At 42.3% G+C, this 2,155-nt stretch carries 3 protein-coding genes; all 3 read left to right on the top strand.

Annotated features, from left to right (window positions below; all coding sequences use genetic code 11):
• The coding region (rnmV, locus tag GMD1S_RS11530; RefSeq protein ID WP_000223325.1) for a ribonuclease M5 at positions 1–534 on the top strand (534 nt) is incomplete at its 5' end.
• Positions 531–1,385: an SDR family NAD(P)-dependent oxidoreductase gene (locus tag GMD1S_RS11535; protein ID WP_000832168.1), complete on the top strand. Its 855-nt coding sequence runs from the start codon at positions 531–533 to the stop codon at positions 1,383–1,385. The genes rnmV and GMD1S_RS11535, both read left to right, overlap by 4 nt.
• A 186-nt stretch (positions 1,386–1,571) precedes the next feature.
• On the top strand, positions 1,572–2,155 hold a 584-nt coding region (gene rsmA, locus GMD1S_RS11540), incomplete at its 3' end, for a 16S rRNA (adenine(1518)-N(6)/adenine(1519)-N(6))-dimethyltransferase RsmA (protein WP_001216883.1).

A 2,155-nucleotide genomic window follows, 5' to 3' on the forward strand; every position in this document is an offset into this window, starting at 1 on the left:
GATACGGCCAATCTCAAACGTTACTTTGATGTAGAGACCTATGAAACACGAGGTTCTGCAATAAATGACCAGGATATAGAGCGGATTCAGCGCCTGCATGAACTGCATGGAGTCATTGTCTTTACAGATCCAGATTTTAATGGGGAGCGGATTCGTCGCATGATTATGACGGCCATTCCAACAGTACAGCATGCCTTTCTCAAGCGAGATGAGGCTGTTCCCGAATCTAAGTCCAAGGGACGTTCTCTGGGAATCGAACACGCCAGCTATGAAGATCTAAAAACAGCGCTGACTCAGGTGACAGAGCAATTTGAAAACGAGAACGAGTTTGACATCAGTCGTGGTGACTTGATTCGCCTAGGTTTCTTGGCGGGAGCAGACAGTCGTAGGCGCCGAGAGTATCTAGGCGAACAGCTCCGCATCGGCTATTCCAATGGAAAACAGCTGCTCAAGCGGTTGGAGTTGTTTGGAGTGACCTTGGCAGAAGTGGAAGAGGTGATAGCTAAGTATTCAGTCCAAGGGAGTCAGAAATGAAAAGAGTGATTATTACAGGTGGCAATAGTGGCATTGGTTATCAGGTTGCTAAACAGTTGGCTGAAAAAGGCTGGTCGGTAACTCTCTTTTGTAGACGGGAAGAAGCTGCGGAGCAAGCTTGTGAGGAAATTCGTCGACAGACAGGAAATCCACATGTAGATTATATCTTGGTTGATCTATCTGATATGAAGAGTGTCAGGGAAGCAGCGGAACAGTATATTCAAAAAGAAGACTTTCTAGACGTTCTAATTAACAATGCAGCTGACTTTGATTTGTCAGTTAAAAAGCCCATCCTGACTAAGGATGGTTTAGAAAAGCAATTTGCGACCAATGTTGCCGCCCCTTTCTTGCTTTCTATCTTGTTGAAAGGTTTGTTAGAAAAGTCTGAGAGTGGTCGGATTATTAATATTTCTTCTCAAGGGCTGATACTCTATCCTTTCATGAAACTTGATTTTGAAAATTTATCTGGTCAAAAACATTACAGTCCTGCTAAGACCTATTATCAAAATAAACTGGCCTTGTTGATGTTGTCACTTTATATGCGAGAACATTGGGAAGGTATCAAGGTTCAGGCAATCCGTGTGACCAATGTCAAAGTAGATATGCGTCGCTACAATCACCTCAGCGCTTTTATGAAAAATCTGTATAAAATTAAGTCAAAACTTTCGATTAGTCCTGAAGAAATGGCCAAAGTTTATACAGCTTTATCTACAGAAGATCGCTATGAAGGATTTTTGTATGACGAGAAATGCAAGGAAGTAAAAGCAAATGCACCTGCTTACGAAGAAGAGGAGCAAGAAAAACTCTATTCTTTGCTTGAGCACCTGACTTTCTCAAGAGACAATCCATAAAGGATGAGAAAAATAAATTTCATGGACTGCTTCAATAGTGGAAAGAAATTCAGATATTTAACTCTGTTTGGAGTGACCTTGGCCGAAGTGGAAGAAGTGATGGAAAGTTATGATAATAGCTAAGCACTCCCAAAATACCAGGGGAATGTGTTACAATAGAGGTAGTAACTATAGAAAAGAGAATAGATGAGAATTGCAGATTATAGCGTGACCAAGGCAGTGCTGGAGCGTCACGGTTTTACATTTAAAAAGTCCTTCGGGCAAAATTTCCTGACGGATACCAATATTCTTCAAAAGATCGTGGATACGGCTGAAATTGATAACCAGGTTAATGTCATTGAAATTGGGCCAGGAATTGGTGCTTTGACGGAGTTTTTGGCTGAGCGTGCGGCAGAGATTATGGCCTTTGAGATTGACCACCGTTTGGTACCGATTTTGGCAGATACTTTACGTGATTTTGACAATGTTACCGTAGTCAACGAGGACATTCTCAAAGTTGACTTGGCCCAGCATATCCAGAATTTCAAAAATCCTGACCTGCCCATTAAGGTGGTAGCCAACTTGCCTTACTACATTACGACGCCTATTCTCATGCACTTGATTGAAAGTGGCATTCCTTTTAGCGAGTTTGTGGTTATGATGCAAAAAGAAGTGGCAGATCGCATCTCAGCCCAACCCAACACCAAGGCTTACGGTAGTTTGTCGATTGCTGTCCAGTATTATATGACAGCTAAGGTTGCCTTCATCGTGCCTCGTACGGTCTTTGTGCC

This window comes from Streptococcus sp. GMD1S, from assembly GCF_000296875.1.
Taxonomy (GTDB): domain Bacteria; phylum Bacillota; class Bacilli; order Lactobacillales; family Streptococcaceae; genus Streptococcus.

Coding starts and splice junctions, on each gene's coding strand:
- GMD1S_RS11535 (WP_000832168.1), top strand. CDS start 531: ATGAAAAGAGTGATTATTACAGGTGGCAATAGTGGCATTGGTTATCAG.